A 24,131-nucleotide genomic window follows, 5' to 3' on the forward strand; every position below is an offset into this window, starting at 1 on the left:
AGTAGATGGCCCCGTTCTGGAAAACCGTCTTGTAGCCGCCGGGCACGGCGACGTCATCGCCCGTCGGATAGCCCATCGGCCCGGTCTGAGCGCCCAGCTGGCGCCACATGTCCAAGATCGCTCCCCGTACCAACCGGGCGCCGATCGAGGGGGACCAGACGACGGCGCCACCCGGGAAGGAGGTGATCCGGCCCGGTCCCGACGGGCCGACGACGTCGCGCTCGTCGGCGTACGGGTAGCCGAGGGCAGCAGGACCACCGGCCTGCTCGTACCGAGCCGCCGTCGGAGCGCTCAGCACGGACACGCTCGCCGCCCGCGGGTTCAAGTAGAGGGAGCCGTTTTGGTAGGTCCGCCGGCAGCCACCCCAGGGCAGACCGCAGAACTCCTGCTCGGTCGGGGCACCCAGCCAGCCGGCCATCCCACCGTGCGCCATGTAGGCCGTCTCGATAGCGGTCAGCGGGGAAGAGCCGTTCGTGGAGACCTCCACGCGGGCGAAGTCCGCCCGGTGTTCGAGCACGGTGACCCGGAACGGCCCGAGGCCGAACCACACCGAGTCCAGACCCGGGAGGGTCACCCAGGGGTCGTTGCCCCACCTACCCATCCGCGACGGGGTGCCGTCGAGGAGCAGGGAGGTGTCGTCCCCCTCGGCCGCCAGGCGCACCTGGACACCGCTCTGCAGCCGGACCTGGGCGCCATTCCACAGGTACACCCAGTTCTCGTCCGTCTCCAGCCAGCTGTCCCGGCCGGTGGGCATCCGGTACTCGAGCCAGTAGACCTCGCCGTTGGTGTCGACCAACCGCAGCGCCCGGGTCCCGGTGCGGGCGCCGACCGGCGACAGGGCGTACTGCACGGGTGCGGACCCGACCCTCACCGTGGGCGCCGCCCCCGACGGCAGCACCCCGAGGCGCGCTGCGTGCGGTGCGTTGAGCGAGCCGACCGGCCCCCAGGAGACGCCCATGACGTCGTACAGGTCGTCATAGGGGCTCACCGCGCACGTGCCCCGGTCCAGCGTGCCGTCGCACTGGAGCTCGGAGGCGTGGCCCAGTCCCAGGTTGTGCCCGATTTCGTGCGCGATGACCGACAGCTCGGGCGCCTGCACGTAGGACATGCCGCCCGAGCCGATCCCCGTACCGATCGTGCCGAGGCCGTAGCCGCAACCCGGTGAGTCGGCCGGCACGTACACGAGCAGGTGTCGGCCGGGAGCCGTCTGCCACCCGGCGCGGGTGGCGGCCTCTGCCCAGAGCGCGAACGGGTCCTCGCAGGTGAGGGAGGACTGGGTCGTCCAGTCGAGGGCGGGTCCCACGCCGAGCCGGACCGCGCCACCGGTCTGCTCGGCCCAGAAGGAGGCGACCGGCCCGTTGACCGTGTCGACCACCTGGGCGAGGCTCGTGCCGTCCCGGACGGCACCGGCCGGCTGCAGCATGACCACGGTGACCTGGTGGTTGACCATGCCTTCGGCCGGTGCGGTGGCCTCGGCTGGGGCCGCGAGCACCTCGGCGGCGAGGACCTCCTGCGCCGGGGCGAGGTCGGCCGCGGCCACCTCGTCCTCCACGGCCTCGCCCAGGGTCACCTCGACGGTGGAGCCGGTGTCGATGTCCTCGACGTCCTCCGTCGGCACCCGCACCGCATCGCCCGAGTCGGTCTGGATCCAGCTGACCAGGCTGTCGGCGTGGTCCTCCTCGGTCTCGAGGGCCGCCGTCGGCGAGGGGTCCACGTAGCCCTGGACCAGTTCGCCGACGACGGTGTCCCCGGGGGCCGAGGCCTCCGGCGCTGCCGGATCCGCGGGCGCGGCCGGAGCCGGCAGCTCCTCGGCGGTGGCGGGTGGTGCGACCAGCACGGGGAGGACGGTGGCGGCCGCGACGGCGAGCGCCAGCAGCCGGGTGGAGCGCACTGGGGGCACGGAGGGTCTCCAAGCGAGAGGGGCCGGTCCCCTCATCGGCAGGTCGGGCCGGTGCTTACAGGCGGGACTCAGTCCTCGGCGCGCACGCCCCGCTTCCGGGTGACACCCCAACCGGCGAGCACCAGGACCCCCAGGCCCGCGACCGCGGCGGCCGGGGCGGTCCAGCCCGCGCGGGAGGCGGTCCGGACCGCGGCCGGCACCGGCTCGATGAGCTGCATCCCGGTGGCGACCGGAGCGGCCGGGACCTCCCGGGCCGCCGGGGCAGCGGCGACGACGGGCGCCGGCGCGGCCACCTCGGCCGGGGCGGCCGGAGCGGCGGCGACGGGGTCAGGGGCCGAGGCGACCGGCGTGGCGGCCAGCACCTGCGGCGCGGCGTCGGCCTCCGGGAGCGGGGTCACCGGGACGGCGGCACCGGCGGCGGGGACGACGGTCAGCGTCGCCCCGGTCGCGGTGACGGCGTCCACGGTGACGGTGAACGCGCCACCGGCGACCGGCACCGGCACGCCGACGGGCAGCGCGGCCCGCAGGTCGTCGTCCCAGCCGGCGGCCGGCGACGGGCTGCCGTCGAGCAGCAGCGCGGTGTCGGGCATCCGGCCGGTGCGGTGCAGCAGGACGCCGGAGTCGAGGCCGAAGCGGTTGCCGGTCGCGCCGAGCCAGGCATCGCGTCCGACCGCGGCGCGCAGCTCCAGCCAGTAGGTGCTGCCCGCTGCGTCGGTCAGCCGCACCGCGCGGGTGCCGGCCCGCGACCCCAGCGGGGCGAGGGTGACCGTCGTGGCCGGGCCGGCCGCCTCGACCGGCAGCTGCGCCGAGGGGGGCAGCACGCCCAGCTGCGCGGCCTGCGGGGCGTTGAGCGACCCGGTCTCACGCCACGAGGCGCCCATGACGTCGTAGTAGTCGCGGTAGGGAGCGGTGCGGCAGGCGCCGGTCTCCATCGCGGCGTCGCACTGGTGCCCCGAGGAGTGCCCGAGGCCGAAGTTGTGGCCCAGCTCGTGGGCGATGACCGAGGGCAGCAGGTCGCGGACGTAGACCCGCCCGCCCGCGCCGACGCCGGCGCCGACCTGGCCCAGCGCGTAGGAGCAGCCGGGCAGGTCGCGCGGCCGGCTGCTGACGTAGACGACCAGGTGCCGGCCGGGGCCGGGCACGAAGCCGGTGCGGTCGGCGACCTCGTTCCACAGGGCGGTGGGGTCGGCGCACCCGGCGGTGGTCTGCAGCCAGTCGTGCGCGGCGGTCACGCCGAGCCGGACGGCGCCGTCGGTCTCCCCCGCCCAGAACTCCGCGACCGGCCCGTCGACGGCGGCGACGAGCTGGGGCAGCGTCGCGCCGTCCCGCTGCCCGCCGGCCGGGACCACCATCGCCACGGTGACCTGGTTGGTCAGCCCGGCCGCCCGCGCGGCGCGGGCCTCGGGCGCCTCCTGCAGCAGCTGCGCGCCGAGCACGTCGCGGGCGGGCTCGAAGCCCTCCTGACCGGCGGCGTCGGAGACGTGCGCGCCCACCGTGACCTCGACGGTGGAGCCGACCGCCAGGCCGGCCACCGCCCCGGTCGGCACGCGGACCGCCTCACCGGTGGGGCTCTCGACCCAGGTCAGCGGGGCCTCGGCGTGCTCGGCCTCCGCGGCGGAGCCGGCCGGTCCGGCCTCGGGCCAGGCCTGCACGATCTCGCCGACGACGGTGGACCGCGCCGCGGCCTCCTCGGCCCGGGCCGGCGTCGCCGGCAGCGTCAGGGAGAGGGCCAGCGCGGTCGCCGCACCGGCCAGCGCCCGGAGCGGGCGGCGGCGGGGGGCGGGGGTGTTCCGGTGGAGGCGCATCCCCCCTGTCCTCGGCAGCCCGCGCGCGCGTCGGCACCGGACGCCGGGGATCCAGTCGAACCCGCCGTCACATCCGGCTCAGGGCTCCCCCGCACCCCCGGCGTCCCGGCATGGACGCCTCACGCGCCCCACCTGCTACGCCAGCGCGTCGGCCCTCATCAGCCGCCGGCCGGCCTCGGTGATCGAGCCGGACAGCGACGGGTAGATCGCGAAGGTGTGCGCCAGGTCGCTCACCGTCAGCCCCTTGGTGACCGCCAGGGCGATCGGCAGGATCAGCTCGGAGGCCCCCGGCGCGACGACGACCCCGCCGACGACCACGCCGGTCGCCTGCCGGGCGAACAGCTTCACGAAGCCGTCCCGCAGGTCGGCCATCTTGGCCCGCGCGTTGGTGGCCAGCGGCAGCCGCACGACCTCGATGTCGGCGCCCTCGGGCAGCGTCTTCTCCTGCACGCCCACCGTGGCGATCTCGGGGTGGGTGAAGACGTTCGCCGAGACCGTCTTGAGCCGGATCGGGGTGACCGCCTCGCCGAGCGCGTGCCACATGGCGATCCGGCCCTGCATCGCCGCGACCGACGCCAGCTGGAACACGCCGGTGACGTCACCGGCGGCGTAGATGCCCGGCACGCTCGTGCGCGAGACGCGGTCGACGACGACGTGCCCGGACGGCGCGAGCTCGACCCCGCACTGCTCCAGGTTGAGCCCGGCGGTGTTGGGCACGGTGCCGACGGTCATCAGCGCGTGCGAGCCCTCGACGGTGCGCCCGTCGGTGAGCTCGACGACGACGCCCTTCTCGGTGCGCCGCACCGCCCCGGCCCGGCCGCGCTCGAGCCGGCCGCCGCGGGACTGGAAGACCTCCTCGAGCACCTCGGCGGCGTCGGAGTCCTCCCCGGGCAGCACCCGGTCGCGTGAGGACACCAGCGTCACCGGCACACCGGCCTCCAGGTAGCCGGAGGCGAACTCGGCGCCGGTCACGCCGGAGCCGACGACGACCAGGTGCTCGGGCATGTCCTGGATGTCGTAGACGTCGCGCCAGTCGAGGATCCGCTCGTGGTCGGGCTCGGCGCCGGGCAGCACGCGCGGATCGGCCCCGGTCGAGACCAGGACGACGTCGCACTCCAGCGTCTCGGTGACCGCGCCGTCGCCGTCCAGCACCTCGACCCGGTGCTCCACCAGGCCGCGGACCTCGTCGGAGAGCCGGCCCTGCCCGGCGACGACCCGCACGCCCTCGGCGACCAGCCGGGCCCGGATGTCGGCGGACTGCGCCACGGCGAGCCCCTTGACCCGCTGGTTGACCGCGGGGAGGTCGATGCCGACGGTGGCCAGCTCGGCGCCCTGCACGCCGAGTGCGGCCGAGTCGCGCACGTTGGTCATCGCGCCGGCCGAGGCGATGAAGGTCTTGGAGGGGACGCAGTCGGTGAGCACGCTCGCCCCACCGACGCCGTCCCGCTCGACCACGGTGACCTGCGCACCGAGGGATGCCGCGACCAGCGCGGCCTCGTAGCCGGCCGGACCGCCGCCGATGATCACGATGCGGGTCATGGGAGTCCTTCTCGGTGCGCTGTGGACACGTGCGGTGCACCATTCTCCTCGTTCCGGGTGACGACGTGGCTCATCTCCCACCGAGGGGCGCGCCACACGGTCGTAGGCTGCCGGTGATGGGCCTCTACGCCGCCTACGGGTCGAACATGGATCCCGCACAGATGCTCCGGCGCTGCCCCTCCTCCCCGCACACCGGCACCGGCTGGATCAAGGGCTGGCGGCTGACCTTCGGGGCCGAGGAGTACGGCTGGGAGGGGGCCCTGGCCACCCTCGTCCCCGACGACACCGCACCGGGCGAGTCGCTCACCCCCGGCGTCTTCGTCGCCCTCTACGACCTCACCGAGGCCGACGAGAAGGCGCTCGACGCCTGGGAGGGCGCCGACCAGGGCCTCTACCGGAAGCTGCACCTGCGGGTGCACACGCTCACCGGCGACCAGGTGGCCTGGGTCTACGTGCTCGACGCCTTCGAGGGCGGGCTGCCGTCGGCGCGGTACCTGGGCGCGCTCGCCGACGCCGCCGAGGCCGCCGGCGCCCCGGACGACTACCTCGAGGAGCTCCGCGCCCGCGAGTGCCGCTCCACCGGCGTCTGACCGGCTGCCCCCTCCGCAATCGTCCTGCGGCGTCCGCCCCTCTTCCCCGGCATCCGCCCTCTCTTCCCGGTGATCATGAAGTCGCGGTGGCGACACACCACCTCTCGCCGGCGCGTCCCCACCGCGACTTCATGATCGTCTCGGTTGGGTGGAGATGCCGAGGTGTCGGGCGACGGTGTCCACCATCCGCTCGTACCGCCGGTACACGTCGACGGCCGTGAAGTGCAGCAGGGTCCAGCGCCGCTCGGTGAGCCAGTTGTGGCGGTCCCGGTCCGCGGCGAGCTGCTGCCGGGTCATGTGCGCCTCGAGGCCGTCGAACTCGGCCCCCACGCGCGCGTCCCGCCAGCCGGTGTCGAGGTGGTGGCTGCGCCCGTCGTCGACGACCCGCACCTGGACGTCCGGTGCCGGCAGACCGCCGTCGATGAAGCGCCACCGCATCCGCGACTCCATCGGCGACTCCGCACCCGCCGACGCGTGCGGCAGCAGCTCCCTCAGGCGCACGACCCCACGCAGTCCGGCCTGTTCCGCTGCAGCGGCCGCCAGCTGGTCCCGCGTGCACCAGGCCGACCGCAGCGCCGCGTCGAGGACGGCCAGACCGTGGACGGGCGCGGCCAGGCGCACGACGTCGCACGCCGTCCGGGCCGCTGAGGTGCACCAGACGCCGTCGACCAGCACGGCGTCGTCCGTGCCGAGGCTCGACGGGTGCACCTGGACCCCGGGGAGTCGCCGGTTGACCAGCTGCGGCGGCCCGAGGAAGTGCAGCACGTCCGGTCCCAGGACGTCGAAGCCCCAGAGCAGGGCGGCGGTCGAGTGGCACGCGACGAGGTCCGGGCCGACCGCCAGCGCGGCCGCCCGGACCTGGAGCACCGGGGAGTCGGGCAGCTCGGCGTCCGCCAGCACTCCTCGCCACCGGGTCCGGCGCCACCGGCCGGACCGCACCAGCCGGCGGGTCTCCCAGTCGCTGTAGCGGTCACGGGCCTGAGCGGTGGTGAAGACGCCGCCCTGGCGGGCGATCGTCCGGTAGAGCGCGAAGTCCATGCTCCGACGCTCGGACCGGGGCACCGTCCCGTGCGGACCGGCGGTCGATGTGTGGACGGCGAGCAGCGCTGTGGATCCCGGTGATCATGGAGTTCCGGTGGCGACACGCCCTGAGCACCCGGCGTGTCCCCACCGGGACTTCATGATCACCGCGGAGGGCCGGCGCGGAGGGATCACCGCGGAGGGCCGGCGCGGAGGAGAGCCGGCGAGCATGATCGCGGCCCCGACCCCGCTCAGGCCGGCGTCTCCAGCAGCTTGCGCAGTGCGTCGTCGACCTGCTCGAGGTAGGGCGGCGTGAGCCCGAACAGCGAGGCGTGGCCGTGCACGTCCTCGATGACGCGGAACTGGCTGTCGGGGACGAGCGCCTGCTCGGCGGCGCAGTCCTCGGGCGGGAAGAACTTGTCGGTGCTGATGGGCATGACCACCGTCCTCGCGGTGATCCGGCCCAGCGCGGCGGCGAGGTCCCCGGCCGTGTGCCGGCTGACGTCGCCGTGCTGCCACTTCCAGGCCTGGGTCAGCAGGTCACCGGCGTCCATGGGCTCGAAGTACGCCTCCAGGAAGCCGACCACGAAGTCCTCCGGCGAGCTGAAGCCCAGCGCCCGCCAGTGCTCGCGGGTCCAGAACTCGTTGGACAGCACGTGCAGCGCGAACAGCCCGGCGTGCCGCTGCAGCCCGCCTCGGACGTCGGCGGGGTCGCGGTACCAGCCCCCGGCGTACCCGGGGTCGGAGGTGAGGGCGTCGACCAGCGTCTGCGCCCAGACGACGCAGTGCTGGTACATCCGCGCGGTGCCGGCCAGCGGCGCGGCCCGCTTGACCCGGTCGGGGAACCGGACCGCCCACTCGTAGGTCTGCTGGGCGCCCATCGACCCGCCGAAGACCAGCGCCAGCTCCTCGACGCCGAGCACCTCGCGCAGCAGCCGCTCCTGGGCGACTACGTCGTCCCCGATGCGCACCCGCGGGAAGCGGCCCCGGCCGTAGGCGCCGGCCAGGTTGTGCGGCGAGGTGCCCAGCCCGCTGCCGATCTGGTTGACCAGGACGACGAAGTGCTCCGCGGGGTCGATCGCCCGGCCCGACCCGACGTAGGTGTCCCGCATGATCGAGTGGTTGCCCGAGTACCAGGTCGGGATCAGGACGGCGTTGTCCTTCGCCGCGTTGAGCGTGCCCAGGGTCTGGTAGGCCAGCTGGCAGCCGCGGAGGGTGGCCCCCTCCTCCAGCACCAGGTCGCCGATGTCGGCGAGCTCGAAGTCGCCGTGGACCGCAGCGGAGTAGTACGGGTTGTCGATCGGCATGGCCGGCCTCGTCTCGGCAGCGGGGACGGACCGCGGGCACGGCCCTGCCCGGACGCTAGCGTTCCGTGACCTGGCTCACCCGTCGAGTTCAGGAGTTGTGGAGGAAGGTCTCCAGGAGCTGCTGTGCGGCCAGCGCCGGGGTCAGCTCGCCGGCCAGCACCGCCTTCTCCAGCTCCGGCGCGGCCGCCCGGACGCCGGGGTGGGCGCGCAGCCGGTGCTCCAGGCCGTCGCGCACCAGCTGCCGGGTCCAGCGCACCTGCTGGCTGCGCCGGCGCTCGTCGAAGGCACCCGAGGCCCTGCGCCGGTCCTGGTGCTCGACCAGCTTGGCCCACACCTCGTCCAGGCCCTCGCCGGTCAGCCCGGCGCAGGTCAGCACCGGCACCTGCCACTCCTCGTCGTGCCCGCGCAGCATGCGGATCGCCCCGGCCAGCTGGCGGGCGGCCTTGCGCGCGTCCGGGGCACCGGGCCCGTCGGCCTTGTTCACCGCGATCACGTCGGCGATCTCGAGGATGCCGCGCTTGATCCCCTGCAGCTGGTCGCCGGTGCGGGCCAGCGTCAGGAACAGGAACGAGTCGACCATCTCGGCGACGGTGATCTCCGACTGCCCGACGCCGACGGTCTCCACCAGCACGACGTCGTACCCGGCCGCCTCGACGACGACCATCGACTCCCGCGTGGCCTGCGCGACCCCGCCGAGGGTCCCCGAGGTCGGCGAGGGCCGGATGAAGGCGTTCGGGTCCACCGACAGCCGCGCCATCCGGGTCTTGTCCCCGAGGATCGACCCGCCGGACCGTGCGGACGACGGGTCGACGGCCAGCACCGCGACCTTCGACCCGGCCGCCGTCAGGGTCACGCCGAGCTGGTCGATGAACGTCGACTTCCCCACCCCGGGGACGCCGCTGATGCCGACCCGCCGCGCCGACCCGGCGTGCGGCAGCAGCTCGACCAGCAGCTCCTGCGCGCGCTCCCGGTGGTCGGCGCGGTGGGACTCGACGAGCGTGATCGCCCGGGCCACGGCCCGCCGGTCACCGGCCAGCACGCCCTCGACCAGCGCCGGGACGTCGACGGGACGGGCCGTCATCGCTCCTTCGCTTCCGCGGCGCGCTCCGCTCCTCGCTCGCTCTGACCCACGTCGCCTCCGCGGTCGCTCCGCTCCTCGCTCGCAGAGCTCGCTGCGATGCTCACTCCCTGTCGGCTCCGTCGCTCGCTGCGATGCTCACGCGCCTGTCCGCTCAGCCGTGCCCGAGGTTCGAGGACAGCGTCCGCAGCAGCCGCTGCGCCGCCTCGGCGACCACCGTGCCGGGCAGGAACACCTCGGCCGCGCCCATCTCCTTGAGCGTCGGCACGTCGTCGGGCGGGATGACCCCGCCGACCACGATGACGACGTCCTCGGCCCCGAGGTCGGCCAGTGCCTGCTTGAGCGCCGGCACCAGCGTCAGGTGGCCCGCCGCGAGCGACGAGACGCCGACGACGTGCACGTCGGCCTCCACCGCCTGCCGGGCGACCTCCTCGGGGGTCTGGAACAGCGGGCCGACGTCGACGTCGAAGCCGAGGTCGGCGAACGCGGTCGCGATGACCTTCTGGCCGCGGTCGTGGCCGTCCTGGCCCATCTTGGCGACCAGGATGCGGGGACGGCGTCCCTCGGCCTCCTCGAACGCCTCGGCCAGTCGGCGGGTCTCCTCCATGGGGCCGGATGCTCCTGCCTCGTCGCGGTAGACGCCGGAGATGGTGCGCACCTGGCCGGCGTGCCGCCCGTAGACCTCCTCGAGCGCGTCGGAGATCTCCCCGACGGTCGCCTTGGCCCGGGCCGCGTCGACGGCGAGCTTCAACAGGTTCGAGTCCAGCGAGCGGTCCCGCCGTCCCTCGGCCGCCGCCCGCGCGGCGTCGGTGAGCCGGGAGAGCGCCTCGCGGACCGCGCCGTCGTCCCGGGAGGCGCGCAGCTCCTCCAGCTTGGCCTTCTGCTGGGCCAGCACGTCGGCGTTGTCGACCCGCAGGACCTCGATCGCCTCGTCGGCGTCGACCCGGTACTTGTTGACGCCGATGACCGGCTGCCGGCCGGAGTCGATGCGCGCCTGGGTGCGGGCGGCGGCCTCCTCGATGCGCAGCTTCGGGATGCCGTCGTCGATGGCCTGGGCCATGCCGCCGTGCTCGGCGACCTCCTCGATGTGTGCCCAGGCGCGCCGGGCCAGGTCGTAGGTCAGCCGCTCCACGTACGCCGAGCCGCCCCACGGGTCGATGACCCGCGTCGTCCCCGACTCCTGCTGCAGCAGCAGCTGGGTGTTGCGGGCGATCCGCGCGGAGAAGTCGGTGGGCAGCGCCAGCGCCTCGTCGAGGGCGTTGGTGTGCAGCGACTGGGTGTGCCCCTGGGTGGCGGCCATCGCCTCCAGGCAGGTGCGGACGACGTTGTTGTAGACGTCCTGCGCGGTCAGCGACCAGCCGGAGGTCTGCGAGTGGGTGCGCAGCGACAGCGACTTGTCCCTCTGCGCGCCGGCCTCCTTGACCAGCCGCGCCCACAGCAGCCGCCCGGCCCGCAGCTTGGCGACCTCCATGAAGAAGTTCATGCCGATCGCCCAGAAGAAGCTCAGCCGCGGCGCGAACGCGTCGACGTCGAGCCCGGCGTCCTTGCCCGCCCTGAGGTACTCCACGCCGTCGGCCAGCGTGTAGGCCAGCTCCAGGTCGGCCGTCGCCCCGGCCTCCTGGATGTGGTAGCCGGAGATGGAGATCGAGTTGAACCGCGGCATCTCCTGCGAGGTGAACGCGAAGATGTCGCTGATGATCTGCATCGACGGCTTGGGCGGGTAGATGTAGGTGTTGCGGACCATGAACTCCTTGAGGATGTCGTTCTGGATGGTCCCGGTCAGCTGACCGTGCTCCACCCCCTGCTCCTCGGCGGCGACGATGTAGAGCGCCAGCACCGGCAGGACGGCGCCGTTCATGGTCATCGAGACGCTCATCCGGTCCAGCGGGATGCCGTCGAAGAGCTGCCGCATGTCCAGGATCGAGTCGACCGCCACCCCGGCCATGCCGACGTCGCCCACCACGCGCGGGTGGTCGGAGTCGTAGCCCCGGTGGGTGGGCAGGTCGAAGGCGATCGACAGGCCCTTCTGCCCCGCGGCGAGGTTGCGCCGGTAGAAGGCGTTGGACTCCGCGGCGGTGGAGAAGCCCGCGTACTGGCGGACCGTCCACGGCTGCGTCGTGTACATCGTCGGGTAGGGCCCGCGCAGGTACGGCGCGATGCCGGGGTAGGTCTCCAGGAAGTCCAGACCCCGCAGGTCCGCGGGGGTGAACAGCGGCGGGACGGCGATGCCCTCGGGGGTCTCCCAGGCGGCCTCCTCCACGCCGCGGCCGGTCGTCTCCTTGAAGGTCTTGGCCCAGTCGTCGACCGATGCGGCCGCCGCGGGGCGGCCCAGCTCGACGCCGCCGAAGTCGGGGATGACGCTCATGCCGGCACTCCCAGCTGCTCGTGGACTCGCTGCAGGACGTCGAGCGCGTCGCACCCGGCGTACACGTACCCGTCGACGCCCTCGACCGCGAGCGACGGCTTGCCGGCCAGCCACACCGCGGTGGCCCCGGCGGCGCGCAGCTCCGCGGCGAGTGCCGCCGCGGACTCCGCGTAGTCCTTGTCGGTGCCGCAGATGCAGGCGACCGTCGTCCCCGCGTCGGCGAGGCCGGAGGCCCCGTCCCCCGAGGGCGTCGCCACTCCCCCGGCCTGGAACAGGTTGCCGGCGAAGGTGGCGCGCGCGGTGTGGCGGGCGATCGAGCCGATGGTGGCGAGGTAGACCCTCGGCTCCGACCCCGCCCGCCGGGCGGCGTCGGCGCGGTCGCGCAGCTCCTCGAACGCCTGCGCCGCCCGCACCCGCGGCAGCCCCCCGGTCGGGTGCAGGTCCGCGGCGGGCTGCCGTTCGGGGAGCTTCTCGGTGAGGTTGGGGAACTCGCTGACGCCGGTGATGGCGTCGGTGCGGTGGGCCAGCCGCTCGGCGCGGGCGTCCCACGCGGCGGCGATCCGGTCGCGGACCAGGCCCGAGCCCAGGGCGGCGGCCAGTCCGCCGGCCCGCTCGATCTCGGTGAACCAGCTCCAGGCGGCCTCGGCCAGGGCGTCGGTGAGCGCCTCGACGTACCACGAGCCGCCGGCCGGGTCGAGCACGCGGGCGAGGTGCGCCTCCTCGACCAGCAGGTTCTGGGTGTTGCGGGCGATCCGGCGGGAGAAGGCGTCGGGCAGGCCGAGGGCAGCGTCGAAGGGCTGCACGGTGACGACGTCGGCCCCGCCCACGCCGGCGGCGAAGCAGGCGACCGTCGTCCGCAGCATGTTGACCCACGGGTCGCGCCTGGTGGTCATCACCGAGGAGGTGACGGCGTGCTGCCGCTGGGCCCGCACGTCGGGTGAGGCCCCGCTGACGTCACCGACCCGGTCCCACAGCCGGCGGGCGGCGCGCAGGGCGGCGATCGTCGTGAACTGGTCCGCGCTGGCCGCGTAGCGGAACTCGAGCGCGGCGAAGGCCTCGTCGGTGGAGAGCCCGCCGTCGGTCAGCGCCCGCAGGTAGGCCACCCCCGCGGCCAGCGAGCAGCCGAGCTCCTCGACGGCGGAGGCCCCGGCGTCGTGGAAGACGGTGGCGTCCACGACGACGGTGCGCCAGCCCGCGGGGGCCCGGCGGGCGACGTCGGCCAGCCCGGTGAGGTCCTGCTCCTCCCCCGAGGCGGCCTGCACGCCGAGCGGGTCCAGGCCCAGCGAGCCGCCGGGGGCGAGGTCGGTGCGGCCGGCGACGTGGGCGAGCAGGGCCTCCGCGATCGCCTGCGCCTCGCCCGCCGAACGCCCGCCGGAGACCGACACCGGCGCGAGGTCGAGGTAGACGTCGGCCAGGACGTCGCCGAGCGCGTCGACCGGGACCGCTCCCTCACCGAGCTCCAGCCACAGCGAGGTGACGCCGTTCTCCAGGTCGGCGGCGATCGCCTCCTTCGTCACCGCGACGTCGGGGTGGGCGTGCCGCTGGCGGACGTCCCAGCCGCCGGGCACCTCGCCGGTCGCACCGGGCCGTGAGCCCCGCACGAAGGGGGCCAGCCCCGGGACGCCGACCGCGGTGGGCAGGTCGCCGGCGTCCTCGGCGGTGTAGAGCGGGGCGACGCTGACGCCGGTGGCGACCGGTACCCGCAGCGCGTCCTCGACCGGGTCGGGCAGGTCCTCGCGCCCGGCCTTGCGCAGCACCGCGGCGACCAGCTCGCGCCAGGCCTCCCGGGTCGCGGCCGGGAACCCGGCGGCGAGCCGGAGGTCGTCGGGGACCTCGTGCTCGGCCGGGACCTCGGCGTCGGCGGGTGCTGCTGCCTGCTGGTCGGAGCTACTCACGAGGCCTCCTCGGTGGCACTCGTCGCCCGCGTTCGCTCGAACTGCTGCGGTTCGCTCGCAAGCTCGCTCACGATCGGGCTCCCGGCATCGTCGGTCGATCAGCGTCAGTGTCTACCGTCGCGCACCCGGACCGGAACCGCTGGGGTGCGGCGACGGGCCGGGCGGCGGGGCGCCCGCGTCGGCGGACAGCGCGTGCAGCGCGGTGCGGGCCATGAGCCGCACGCCGACCGAGATCGCCCGCTCGTCGACGTCGAAGGTGCCCCGGTGCAGGTCCAGCGGCGCGCCGCCACCGTGGGTGCCCAGCCGGGCCAGCGCGATGGGCAGGACGTCGGCGAACCAGCCGAAGTCCTCACCGCCCATGCTCTGCGGGGACAGCCGCAGCCCCTCGCTGCCGACCGTCTCCAGCGCCGCCGAGCGCAGCAGCGCCACGGCCCGCGGGTCGTTCACCACGGGCGGCACCCCGCGCACGTAGTCGACGTCGACGTCGGCCCCGGTGGTGGCGGCGACCCGCTCGACCAGCGAGCGCAGCAGCGCCTCGGCGTCCTGCCAGGTGTCGCGGTCGAGCACGCGCACCGTGCCGCGCAGGTGACCGCGCTGCGGGATGGCGTTGGCCGCGACCCCGGCGTCGACCGCGCCCCAGACCAGCGACATGCCGGCGCGCGGGTCGACCTGCCGGGACAGCAGCGCCGGCAGGTCGGTGATCAGCCGGCCGAGGGCGTCGACCAGGTCGACGGTCAGCTGGGGCCGGGCGGTGTGCCCGCCCGGGCCGGTGAGGGTGACGTCCATCCGGTCGCAGGCGGCGGTGATCGCTCCGGTGCGCAGGCCGACGGTGCCGGCCGGGAGGGAGGGGTCGCAGTGCAGGGCGAAGGCCCGGGAGGCGCCCTCGAGCACGCCGGCCGCGACCACCTCGGTGGCGCCGCCGGGCACGGTCTCCTCGGCCGGCTGGAAGACGCAGCGCACGGTGCCGGGCAGGTCGTCGAGCGCGGCCAGCGCCAGCACGGCGCCGAGGGCGACGGTGGTGTGCACGTCGTGCCCGCAGGCGTGGCAGGTGTTCTCGCGGGTCGAGGCGTACGGGACGTCCTTGAGGTCGGCCAGCGGCAGCGCGTCGATGTCGGCGCGCAGCACCACCGTCGGGTCCCCGGAGCCGACCTCGACCACCAGCCCGGTCCCGGTGGGCAGCCGCTTGGGCTCCAGGCCGGCGCTGCGCAGCCGCTGCTCGAGGAAGGACGTCGTCTCGAACTCGGCGAAGGCCAGCTCCGGGTGGGCGTGCAGGTGCCGGCGCACGGCGACCAGCTGCGGCTGCTTCTCGGCGACCCACGCGTCGACCGCCGTCCCCAGCTCCTCGGGGAACTGGGTCATGCGGCAGCGCTGCTCATGCCGCAGTGCCCCTCATGCCCCAGCGCTCCTCATGCCCCAGCGCTCCTCATGCCGCATGGCCCCCGGTGCACCGGGCCGGGCCGGGCACCGGCCCGGGCGGGAGCCCGGCGGGACCGCTGGCGGGCAGGCCGTTCCGCAGCTCGGCCTGCAGGCTGTCGACGACGGCGGTCAGGTCGCCGTCGTGCGCCGCGGCGACCGCGCGCTGCCGCTGGTAGGAGGCGCCGACGGCCAGGATCCGCTCGACGTCGGCCAGCTCGGCCTCGCAGCCCAGCCGGCGGGCGGTGGGCACGAGCTCCTCGACCAGGTCGGTGATCGCCTGGCGCACCGGCCGCACGGTGCCCTTCTCGTCGACGACGATGTCGGCGTCCAGCCCGTAGCGCGCCGCGCGCCACTTGTTCTCCTGCAGCACCCAGGAGGCCGGCACCGGCAGGGTGTAGCCGCGGTCGAGCTGGGTGTCGAACTGCTCGACCAGGCACTGCGAGAGCGCCGCCACCGCGCCGACCTCGTCCAGGGTGGGCAGCCCGTCGCAGATGCGCAGCTCGACGGTGCCGAAGTCCGGGTGCGGGCGGATGTCCCACCACACCTCGCGGACGCTCTCGATGGCGTGCGTGGAGATCAGCGTCTCCATGTACTCCTCGAAGCGGTCCCAGCCCGACAGCTGGTAGGGCAGGCCGGCGGTCGGCATCCCCTCGAAGACCTTGGAGCGGGCCGAGGCCAGCCCGGTGTCGCAGCCGACCCAGAAGGGGGAGGACGCCGAGAGCGCCAGGAAGTGCGGCACGTACTGGGTGAGCGCGTTGACGATGGGGATCGCCTTCTCCGGCGCCCGCACGCCGACGTGCACGTGGACGCCGAAGATCTGCAGCCGGCGGGCCAGCCACTGCATCTTCTCGACCAGCTGCAGGTAGCGCTCCTTGGGCGAGATCTGCTGCGTCTGCCAGTCGGTGATCGGGTGGGTGCCGGCGCACATCACGCCCAGCCCGCGGCGCTCGGCTGCGGCCCGCACCTCGGCGAGCGTGCCGGCGAGGTCGGCCTTGGCCTCGGCGACGGTGCCGCAGACGCCGGTGATGATCTCGACGGTCGACTGCAGCAGCTCGTGCTTGGCCTTGGGGTGCTCCTCGGCACCCTCGGGCCGGATTTCCTCGAGGATCTCCACGGCCCCCGCGGTCAGCTGCCGCGTCCGCAGGTCGACGAGCTGCAGCTCCCACTCGACGCCGAGGCTGGCTCGCTCGGAGGACCGGAAGGGGATCTCCACGCGGGGAGTCTAGAAGGACCACCTCTCCCCCACGCCTCGCGAGCTCGGCGCGGGCCCCTGAGAGGTGGCCGCCGCCTGCCCCCCACCGTGTAAGGGCCCCTAGAGGCGGGCCGCGGCCGTGGCCGCCGGGGGAGCGGCCCCGACCAGGTCGTCCCCCGCGGTCCTCGGCCGCGGCAGCCAGCGGGCGGCGGGCACCCGCGCCTGCACGGCCGCCACCGCCCGCCGTCCGAACCGCTCCTCGTCCACGACGGCGCTGCACAGGTTGCGCCCGACGACGAAGACGGCCCGGCCGTCCTGGGTCGGCAGCGCGGCCTCGACCAGCTCCCACGGGATGCTGTGGACGTCGCCGTCGCTGTCGCGGTGGGCCAGCTCGCGCTCGCCGACGACGAGGGCGACCCGGCTCTCCCGGGAGAACAGCCGGGCCAGCGCCGAGGGCCGGAAGGTCTCCCCCACCGGCAGCCGGTCCTGCAGGTTGCACACGTAGCGGCGCTCGACCGGCCCGCCCGGGCCGGCGTAGTCGACCTCCTCGGGCACGTACAGGATCGCCGTCGGCCGGGCGCCCTGCAGCGCCGCCGCCACCCGCTCGCCGGGCGTCGTCCGCCAGGCCGCCAGCACGTCCTGCACCGGGCGGAACGGCAGGCCGCTCACCGCGCAGTAGGCGGCGTCGGCGAGCTCGGACTCCACGACGGCACGCTCGTCGGCGTCCAGCTCCTCCTCGAAGCCGGCCACCGCGTGCGCGAGCTCGGCGGCGGTCGGGCCGGACGCGCACAGCTCCGTGTAGGCCTGCCAGAGCAGGCCGGCGACGGCCGCCTCCTGTCCCTCCCGGGCGTCGAGGACGACGGCCACCTCCCGCCGGTCGACCGCGATGTCCAGGGCCATCGAGTCGACGGAGTAGCTCAGCCCGCGGGCGAGGCGGGCGGTGTCGCGCAGGCGCTCCTTGAGCACCTCGATGCCGATGGTCAGCGCGGGGTCGCCCGCGCCGCCCGCGGACAGCAGCAGGCCGACGCCGGTGCCGTGGCCCTTGGTCCACACCGGCCCGGTCTGCGGCCGCGGCGCCGGGGCGGGGCGCTCGGGACGGGGGCCGGCCGGGAGCGGCAGCCGCAGTCCGGCGGGCAGCGGCCCGGCGCACCACAGCGCCGCGTTGTCGCGGACGAACCAGCGGCGGGCGTGCGTTCGCACGGTCTCCTCGGTGAGGTACTCCGGGCCCGGTCCGTCGGCGACGGCCAGGCCCGGGCCGGTCAGGCCGAAGCGGGCGGCCCACAGCGCGCCGAGGGTGGAGTGGGCGGTGGAGCAGTTCTCCGCCTGCAGGACGCCGACCTCGAGGTCCATTCGCTCGGTCGGCAGGTCGGCCAGTGCCCGGCAGATGCCCTCGAGGAACGCGCCCACGGCCTCCGGACGGCCGGTCGCGTAGAAGGTCGTGGTGTCGACGTCGGTCACCGCGTTGCACCGCAGGTGCGACTTGGGCAGTGCACCCATCGCGAGGTGCTCGACGAGGTGGGTGACCTCGATGGTCGCGAACGTCTCGTCGCGGAGCCCGACTCCGAAGACGAGGGCGGCGGTGGTCCGCGCCGGGCCGTCGGCGGTGAAGACGGGGACGCCGTCGATGTCGATGCGCTGCACCCCGACACACTCGGCCTCCCGGTCGCCCGCCTCCAGCGGACACGCCCGCAGCGGGACAGCTGGGACACGTGTGCCCCGTCACCGACGCGGGCCCTGGGTCAGCGTCCGAGCGCTGGGCTAGCGTTCCTGCGTGAGTGCACCCCCCGCCACGGACCCCGCCGCCCTGGCCGCCCGCGCGGCCGGCGACCTGACCAGCGCGCTCGGCAGCGGCCACGAGGTGGCCGTCGTCATGGGGTCGGGCTGGGCGCCGGCCGCGGACGCCTTCGGCACCGTCGAGGGCAGCGTCGCCATCGGGGAGCTGCCCGGGTTCGCCGCACCCACCGCGGTGGGCCACGGCGGCGAGGTCCGCTCGGTGCGGGTGGGCGACCGCAGGGCACTGCTCTTCCTCGGCCGCACCCACCTGTACGAGGGCCGGGGCGTCGAGCCCGTGGTGCACGGCGTCCGGACGGCGGCTGCGGCGGGAGTGCGCACCGTCGTCCTCACCAACGCCGCCGGGGGGCTGGCCCCCGAGCACCGGGTCGGCCAGGCGGTGCTCATCAGCGACCACCTCAACCTCACCGCCCGCTCCCCGCTGGTCGGCGCCACGTTCGTCGACCTCACCGACCTGTACTCGGCACGGCTGCGGTCGCTGGCCCGCGAGCTGGACCCGTCGCTGGCCGAGGGCGTCTACGCAGCACTGCCGGGGCCCCACTACGAGACGCCGGCCGAGATCCGGATGCTGCGCACGCTCGGCGCGGACCTGGTGGGCATGTCGACGGCGCTCGAGGCGATCGCGGCCCGGGCCGCGGGGCTCGAGGTGCTGGGGCTGTCGATGGTCACCAACGCCGCGGCCGGCATCACCGGCGAGAAGCTCGACCACGAGGAGGTGCTCGCCGCCGGGAAGGCAGCGGCCGGTCGGCTGGGCGAGTTCCTCGTCGAGTTCACCGGGCGGCTGCCGTGAGCGGTCCGGTGCTGCTCACCGGTGCGGTCGGGCGGATCGGCGCGGTGCTGCGCGGCGGGCTGCCTGAGCGCGGCTGGGCGGTGCGCTCGCTCGACGTCGTCCCGGTCCCCGATCCCCGTCCCGGCGAGGAGCACGTGGTCGCCGACGTCACCGATCCGGCCGCGATGGCGGAGGCCGTCTCCGGCGCCTCCGCCGTCGTCCACCTGGCCGGCGTCTCCGGTGAGTCGACGTGGGCGGCGATCTCCCACGCCAACATCGACGGCACCCACTGCGTGCTGGAGGCGGCGCGGCGGGCCGGGGTCCCCCGGGTGGTTCTGGCGTCGAGCAACCACGCCACCGGCTTCACCCCGCGGCCGGCGTCCGGACTGCTCCGGGAGGACGACGGCCTCGCGCGGCCGGACACCTTCTACGGGGTGTCCAAGGTGGCGGTGGAGGCGCTCGGCGCCCTCTACGCCGACCGGTACGGCCTGGACGTCGTCTGCCTGCGGATCGGCACCGCCGCCCCCGAGCCGACGACCACCCGTCACCTGTCGACGTGGCTCTCCCCCCGCGACCAGGTGTCGCTGGTCGACGCCGCGCTGCGGGCGCCCTCCCCCGGGTTCGCCGTGGTGTGGGGCGTCTCGGCCAACACCCGCGGCTGGTGGGACCTCACCGCCGCCCGGGCGCTGGGCTACGAGCCGGCCGACGACGCCGAGGCGTACGCGGCGGCGCTCGTCGCGGTGCACGGCGAGCCCGATCCCGCCGACCCGGTGCACGGCCGCGTCGGCGGCGAGTTCACGACGGCCGACTTCGACGCCGAGCACTTCGAGGAGGGTGCGTGAGTCTGCTCGAGACCGCCCGCGCCTGGGCCGACGCCGACCCGCACGACGGCGACCGCGCGGAGATCGAGGCGCTGATCGAGGCAGAGAACCGGACGGAGCTGGAGCGCCGCTTCGCCGGGCCGCTGACCTTCGGCACCGCCGGGCTGCGCGGCCCGCTGCGCGCCGGGCCGGCCGGGATGAACGCCGCCGTGGTCACCCGCGCGGCCGCCGGCCTGGGCCGCTGGCTGGCCGACGCCGGGCACGCGGGCGGCGGCGTGGTCATCGGCTTCGACGCGCGCCGGCGCTCCGACGAGTTCGCACGGGTCTCAGCCGCGGTGCTGGCCGGCGCGGGGTTCGCCGTCCAGGTGCTGCCGCGGCCGCTGCCGACGCCGGTGCTCTCCTTCGCCGTCCGGCACCTGGGGTGCGTGGCCGGGGTGATGGTCACCGCCAGCCACAACCCGCCCGACGACAACGGCTACAAGGTCTACCTGGACGACGGCGCGCAGCTGGTGCCGCCGGCCGACCGGGAGATCGAGGCCGCGATCGCCGCCGTCGGACCGGCGCGCGAGGTGCCGACGTCCGACGACTGGCTGACCCTCGGGGACGACGTCGAAACCGACTACGTGGGTGCCGTCGTTCGGGCCCTGGACCCCTCCACGGTGCCGGTGATCGTGCGGCAGGGGCTGACCGTCGCCTACACCGCGATGCACGGGGTCGGCGCCGCCACGACGCGAGCGGTGTTCGCCGCCGCTGGTCTCGCGCCGCCGGTGAGCGTGCCCGAGCAGGACGAGCCCGACCCGGCGTTCCCGACGGTCACCTTCCCCAACCCGGAGGAGCCGGGCGCGGTCGACCTGCTGATGGCGCTGGCCGCGGACGTGGACGCCGACGTGGCGATCGCCGAGGACCCCGACGCCGACCGCTGCTCGGTGGTCTGCGGCGGGCGCCAGCTCACCGGCGACGAGGTGGGCGGGCTGCTGGGCGACTGGCTGCTCCGCCGCGGCGTGCGTGGCACGTACGCCGCGTCGCTGGTCAGCGGCTCGCTGCTGCACGCGCTGGCCGAGGCGCACGGGGTCCGGTTCGCCGAGACGCCGACCGGGTTCAAGTGGATCGTCCGCGCCGGTACCCCGGAGCAGCCGCTGGTCTTCGGCTACGAGGAGGCGCTGGGCTACGCCGTCGCGCCCGACGTCGTCAAGGACAAGGACGGGATCTCCGCCGCGCTGGCGGTCGCGCTGCTCGCTGCGGAGCTCAGGGCCACCGGCCGGACGCTGACCGACCGGCTCGACGAGCTGGCCCTCGAGCACGGGCTGTTCGCGACCGGGCAGCTGTCTGTACGGGTCGAGGACCTCTCGCGGATCGGCGCGATGATGGCGCGGCTGCGGTCGGACCCGCCTCGCCGGCTGCTGGGTCGGGAGGTCGTCGCCTCCGACCTGCTCGACGAGACACCTGCGGTGGACGCCGTCCGGCTGCTCGGGGACGGTGTCCGGGTGATCGTGCGGCCCAGCGGCACCGAGCCGAAGCTCAAGGCCTACCTGGAGACGGTCGTCCCGGTGCACGATGACGCCGGGATCATCGCCGCGCGCGGCCGGGGCGCCGACGAGCTCGACCGGCTGCGCGACGAGATGTCGGCGGCCCTGGGGCTGTAGTGGACGTCCGCGCGCTGGTCTTCGACGTGTTCGGGACGGTGGTCGACTGGCGCGGCGGCGTCGCCCGCGAGGTGTCCCGGCTGCTGGGCCCGGCGGTGGACGCGGCCGTGCTGGCCGACGACTGGCGCGAGCGGTACGTGCCGTCGATGGAGCGGGTGCGTTCCGGCGAGCTGCCGTGGACGCCGCTGGACGCGCTGCACCGCGAGTCGCTGTCCTCGGTGCTCGCGGACGCCGGGATGGCTTCCGTGCCGGCCGAGGTGCGTGACGAGCTGGTGCTCGCCTGGCACCGGCTGGACCCGTGGCCGGACGTGCTACCGGGGTTGGGGAGGCTGCGGCGGGAGTTCGTCCTGGCGCCGCTGTCGAACGGCAACATCGCGCTGCAGGTGGACCTCGCCCGGCGGTCCGGGCTGCCGTGGGAGTGCGTGCTGGGCGCCGAGGTCGTGCGGCACTACAAGCCCGACCCGGAGGTCTACGACTCCGCGCCGCAGCTGCTCGCGGTGCCGCCGTCGTCGGTGGTCATGGTGGCCGCGCACCTCGACGACCTGGCCGCGGCGCGGGCGCGCGGGCTGCGGACGGCGTACGTGCACCGGCCCGACGAGTTCGGCGGGCGGATCGTGCCGCCTGCCTCGGACCCGGACGCCGACTGGTCGGTGGCCTCGTTCGAGGAGCTCGCTGACCGCCTGGGGGTGTGAGACGGGCGACTGCCGGTGTTCCTCGTGGGTCGCCGGTGCTGCAACGCCGGCGACCCACCAGGAAGCCCGGCAATGCGTTCGGGTGGTTGTCCACAGCGGTGCGTGCCCGGGGCGGCGGTGGTCCGTAGTCTCCCGGCCGATCGGTGATCGACACGGGGGTGGACGACGGTGACACGGCGCTGGACCCTGCGCCTCGTGGCGGGCCTCGCGGCCGGCACGGTGGTGCTGAGCGGCTGCTCAGAGCGGCAGGAGGCGGCCGACACGCTGCCCGAGGCGGACGCCACGCCCAGCGCGTCGCAGTCGCTGCCACCCCTGGGTCCACCGGACCTGCCCATGCCCGCCGAGGCCCGCACCCAGGACGCCGCCGGTGCCGAGGCCTTCGTCCGGTACTACATCGACCTCATCAACCGGACGTCCACCGTCATGGACGCCGCTTCCCTGCGTGAGTTCAGCGACGGCTGCCTCGATTGCGACCGAATCGCCGCAGACACGGAAGAGGATGCCTCAGCAGGGCATCGGTACAAGGGTGGCCAGCTTGCGATCATGTGGCTTGAAGTGTTCAAGCCGACCGATGAAGCGGAAGTTGCTTTCACAGTAGACCAGGCCGCTCTACAAGTGATAGATCAGACTGGGACCGCAGTCCCCGAGTTGAGCTTTCCCGCTTACCCGAAGCTTTCCTCGGGCGCCTCGATCCGCTGGGTCGAGGATAAGCGAACTTGGATCATGACTGGTCTAACCCTCGGATGAGTCGATCCATACGCAGGTTAACGACAACAGTCGCAGGTGCGACTCTTGCACTCACTCTGGCGAGCCTCCCTGCTCTAGGAGCTGATTGCCGCCGGCACTGCTCGGACCCTGAAGTAGGTTTCGACAGCGGGACGCTGACCGCTAGCTATGTGGCCTCGAACGCCGGGTCGAGCTGGTCAGCCAGCAACTCTGCACCGGTAGAGCATCCTTACACCTACCGCCTCGTCGACCCATGCGTCGCGAACGATGCCACGACAGGCAGTTGCAACGGGCAGGACTTCCGGGAATGTCCAAGTCCCCCTGAGCGCGTGGTCGACTTCCTGCTAATCCAGCAACGACGTCTCGTTCTGTCGGATGGAACAGCGGCGGGCAATTTTCCTGTAGACCCGGGGCTAATTCCTGGAACACAGGTTGGCGATTGGGTGAATGTGGGGCGCGGATGCGTCGACATCACGGCGCTGAACCCGCCGCCGTCCCCGGGTGAGGTCTACCGCTACTTCCAGACCCTGCCCCTGCCCGACCTGCCCACCCAGCAGCAGCCGCCGGGCAACGCGCTGGCCGGCCTGCCCGTCGTCTTCTACACCGACGGCCCGACCACCCAGACCTTCACCGTCGACATCCGCGGCTTCACCGTCGACATCGTCGCCACCGCGAGCGCCTTCACCTGGGACACCGGCGACGGCACGGTCCTGCAGACCACCGACCCAGGTGCGCCCTACCCCGACCACACGATCAGCCACGACTACCGCAGCGGCACCTACACTGCCTCACTGACCACCACCTGGAGCGGCACCTTCAGCGTCGATGGCGGCGCGACGGTCGACGTCCCCGGCACCACGACCACCGACGGCCCACCGGCCACCTTCACGGTGCTCCAGGCCAGCCCGGTCCTGACCAACCCGTTCGACTGACCCGCTGTCGCGCGGTTCCACCCGGTTCCGCGCCGTTGCAGCAGCGCGGGGGCCTCAGGAACAGCGCGGGAGTGCGGCCATTGCCGGCGTTGCCCGTGCGGTACCGGTGCTGCAGCGGCGGCAACCCGCGAGGGACGCCGACGGTGCCCGCTCGGGCGTCGAGCGCCCGGCGCTCACCAGGCCGGCGGCGTCGGCTGGCCCGGCGGGGGCCCGTAGCGGTTGGGCACCGGGTGACCGGCCAGGAAGCCGTTCTGGATGAACAGCACGAGCCACCCGACGAGGGGCACCAGCATCCAGAGCAGCCACCACGCCGAGTGCCCGCGGTCGTGCAGCCGCGTCACCGACGCGCTGATCGACGGGACGATCGTCAGCAGCGAGACCACCGTGGTCAGTGGACCGCCGAGGTAGGCCCAGGCGCTGCTGGTGTCGACCGTCGCGGAGAAGACCGGGTAGCCCAGCGAGGCGTCCGCGATGTTGGCGAGGAGGCTGAGCCCGGCGATCGGCAGCGTGTAGTGCAGCCACCAGGTGGTCCGGTTGATCCGACCACGCCGCACGTACCACTCGCCGAGACCCACGTCGTCTCCGTATCCCGCCCCACGGTGGGGCGCCGCAAGCAGGGTGCCGTCCTGACGGTCGCACACCCAGCACCC

At 74.4% G+C, this 24,131-nt stretch carries 19 protein-coding genes; 7 read left to right on the forward strand and 12 right to left on the reverse strand.

Going from position 1 to position 24,131, the window contains the following annotated elements:
• The 3 genes from ACI79G_RS18695 to ACI79G_RS18705 form a co-directional block, all read right to left on the reverse strand.
• Positions 1-1,900, reverse strand: a 1,900-nt coding sequence (locus ACI79G_RS18695) for a reprolysin-like metallopeptidase (protein WP_456882601.1), incomplete at its 3' end; no start/stop codon positions are given.
• A 68-nt stretch (positions 1,901-1,968) separates the two neighbouring features.
• Positions 1,969-3,705 carry a reprolysin-like metallopeptidase gene (locus ACI79G_RS18700; RefSeq protein ID WP_456882602.1) on the reverse strand — a complete coding sequence of 579 codons (1,737 nt, stop codon included), beginning with the start codon at positions 3,703-3,705 and terminating at the stop codon, positions 1,969-1,971.
• Between the two features lie 135 nt (positions 3,706-3,840).
• Positions 3,841-5,244, reverse strand: coding sequence for an NAD(P)H-quinone dehydrogenase (locus ACI79G_RS18705; protein WP_456882603.1), 1,404 nt, complete (start codon positions 5,242-5,244; stop codon positions 3,841-3,843).
• A gap of 116 nt (positions 5,245-5,360) precedes the next feature.
• On the opposite strand from ACI79G_RS18705, the gene ACI79G_RS18710 reads away from it, so the two are divergent.
• Positions 5,361-5,834 carry a gamma-glutamylcyclotransferase gene (locus ACI79G_RS18710; RefSeq protein ID WP_456882604.1) on the forward strand — a complete coding sequence of 158 codons (474 nt, stop codon included), beginning with the start codon at positions 5,361-5,363 and terminating at the stop codon, positions 5,832-5,834.
• Between the two features lie 129 nt (positions 5,835-5,963).
• On the opposite strand, the gene ACI79G_RS18715 is transcribed toward ACI79G_RS18710, so the two are convergent.
• The 8 genes from ACI79G_RS18715 to ACI79G_RS18750 all read right to left on the reverse strand — a co-directional run bounded on the left by ACI79G_RS18715 (position 5,964) and on the right by ACI79G_RS18750 (position 17,748).
• The gene (locus ACI79G_RS18715) at positions 5,964-6,872 is read right to left on the reverse strand and encodes a hypothetical protein (RefSeq protein ID WP_456882605.1); all 909 of its coding nucleotides are present in this window, start codon (positions 6,870-6,872) and stop codon (positions 5,964-5,966) included.
• A 233-nt stretch (positions 6,873-7,105) separates the two neighbouring features.
• A complete protein-coding gene (locus ACI79G_RS18720) occupies positions 7,106-8,161 on the reverse strand; it encodes an alpha/beta fold hydrolase (RefSeq protein ID WP_456882606.1) in 1,056 nt (351 codons plus the stop codon).
• An 88-nt stretch (positions 8,162-8,249) separates the two neighbouring features.
• Complete coding sequence (gene meaB, locus ACI79G_RS18725) at positions 8,250-9,242, reverse strand: methylmalonyl Co-A mutase-associated GTPase MeaB (RefSeq protein WP_456882607.1); 993 nt, start codon at positions 9,240-9,242, stop codon at positions 8,250-8,252.
• Between the two features lie 151 nt (positions 9,243-9,393).
• A complete protein-coding gene (gene scpA / locus ACI79G_RS18730) occupies positions 9,394-11,604 on the reverse strand; it encodes a methylmalonyl-CoA mutase (protein ID WP_456882608.1) in 2,211 nt (736 codons plus the stop codon).
• The gene (locus ACI79G_RS18735; RefSeq protein WP_456882609.1) at positions 11,601-13,499 is read right to left on the reverse strand and encodes a methylmalonyl-CoA mutase subunit beta; all 1,899 of its coding nucleotides are present in this window, start codon (positions 13,497-13,499) and stop codon (positions 11,601-11,603) included. The genes scpA and ACI79G_RS18735 overlap by 4 nt, the downstream gene beginning before the upstream one ends.
• A 111-nt stretch (positions 13,500-13,610) precedes the next feature.
• Entirely contained in the window at positions 13,611-14,858 is a 1,248-nt protein-coding gene (locus tag ACI79G_RS18740; RefSeq protein ID WP_456882610.1) for an amidohydrolase, read from the reverse strand.
• A 64-nt stretch (positions 14,859-14,922) separates the two neighbouring features.
• Positions 14,923-16,128 carry a glutamate--cysteine ligase gene (locus ACI79G_RS18745; protein ID WP_456882611.1) on the reverse strand — a complete coding sequence of 402 codons (1,206 nt, stop codon included), beginning with the start codon at positions 16,126-16,128 and terminating at the stop codon, positions 14,923-14,925.
• Between the two features lie 99 nt (positions 16,129-16,227).
• Positions 16,228-17,748: a hypothetical protein gene (locus ACI79G_RS18750; protein ID WP_456882612.1), complete on the reverse strand. Its 1,521-nt coding sequence runs from the start codon at positions 17,746-17,748 to the stop codon at positions 16,228-16,230.
• Between the two features lie 130 nt (positions 17,749-17,878).
• Here ACI79G_RS18750 and ACI79G_RS18755 point away from each other — a divergent pair, with 130 nt between their 5' ends.
• From ACI79G_RS18755 to ACI79G_RS18780, 6 genes are all read left to right on the forward strand, one after another.
• A complete protein-coding gene (locus tag ACI79G_RS18755; protein ID WP_456882613.1) occupies positions 17,879-18,688 on the forward strand; it encodes a purine-nucleoside phosphorylase in 810 nt (269 codons plus the stop codon).
• Positions 18,685-19,509, forward strand: coding sequence for an NAD-dependent epimerase/dehydratase family protein (locus ACI79G_RS18760; protein WP_456882614.1), 825 nt, complete (start codon positions 18,685-18,687; stop codon positions 19,507-19,509). Before ACI79G_RS18755 ends, ACI79G_RS18760 begins: the two co-directional genes overlap by 4 nt.
• Positions 19,506-21,131: a phospho-sugar mutase gene (locus ACI79G_RS18765; RefSeq protein WP_456882615.1), complete on the forward strand. Its 1,626-nt coding sequence runs from the start codon at positions 19,506-19,508 to the stop codon at positions 21,129-21,131. Before ACI79G_RS18760 ends, ACI79G_RS18765 begins: the two co-directional genes overlap by 4 nt.
• The gene (locus ACI79G_RS18770) at positions 21,131-21,823 is read left to right on the forward strand and encodes a haloacid dehalogenase type II (protein ID WP_456882616.1); all 693 of its coding nucleotides are present in this window, start codon (positions 21,131-21,133) and stop codon (positions 21,821-21,823) included. Before ACI79G_RS18765 ends, ACI79G_RS18770 begins: the two co-directional genes overlap by 1 nt.
• A gap of 195 nt (positions 21,824-22,018) precedes the next feature.
• Positions 22,019-22,570, forward strand: coding sequence for a DUF6318 family protein (locus ACI79G_RS18775; RefSeq protein WP_456882617.1), 552 nt, complete (start codon positions 22,019-22,021; stop codon positions 22,568-22,570).
• Positions 22,571-22,992: 422 nt separating this feature from the next.
• The gene (locus ACI79G_RS18780; RefSeq protein ID WP_456882618.1) at positions 22,993-23,481 is read left to right on the forward strand and encodes a hypothetical protein; all 489 of its coding nucleotides are present in this window, start codon (positions 22,993-22,995) and stop codon (positions 23,479-23,481) included.
• A 173-nt stretch (positions 23,482-23,654) separates the two neighbouring features.
• Here ACI79G_RS18780 and ACI79G_RS18785 read toward each other — a convergent pair whose 3' ends face one another.
• On the reverse strand, positions 23,655-24,056 hold the full coding sequence (locus ACI79G_RS18785) for a DUF805 domain-containing protein (protein WP_456882619.1): 402 nt from the start codon (positions 24,054-24,056) through the stop codon (positions 23,655-23,657).
• Positions 24,057-24,131: the final 75 nt, after the last annotated feature.

Source organism: Geodermatophilus sp. SYSU D00779, from assembly GCF_054050595.1.